This is a genomic window from Streptomyces glomeratus, assembly GCF_021462825.1.
GTDB classification, from domain to species: Bacteria; Actinomycetota; Actinomycetes; order Streptomycetales; family Streptomycetaceae; genus Streptomyces; species Streptomyces glomeratus.
Genome location: NZ_JAKEEB010000113.1, coordinates 1 through 407, shown reverse-complemented (window position 1 = coordinate 407; position 407 = coordinate 1). Strand labels below are relative to the sequence as shown.

The following is a 407-nucleotide window of genomic DNA, read 5'->3' as shown; positions in this document are numbered from 1 at the left end:
GTGGAGAACCCCCACCTCACCGGCGTCCTGCACGGCCACCAGATGCTGATCACCCTGCTGCTGGTCGCCCTGCTGGGGGCGGTCTTCCTCAAGGGGTTCCTGGAGGCGATCGGTGTCGCGGTCGTCCTCGTCGGCATCTATCTCGCCCTCAACGTGGTGGTGGTCGTCGTGGGCCTGTGGCACGTGCTGACCACCGAACACGTGGTCACCGACTGGACCGGCGCACTGACCACCCAGCACGGCAACGTCTTCGTGATGGTCGGCCTCGCCCTGCTCGTCTTCCCGAAGCTGGCGCTCGGCCTGTCCGGCTTCGAGACCGGTGTCGCCGTCATGCCCCATGTGCAGGGCGACCCGGACGACACCGAGGAGAAGCCGACCGGCCGGATCCGGGACACCAAGAAGCTGCT

At 67.6% G+C, this 407-nt stretch carries 1 pseudogene; it reads left to right on the top strand.

The window, feature by feature from the left end:
- Positions 1-407, top strand: a pseudogene (locus LZ604_RS35560) (amino acid transporter); the annotation flags it as partial.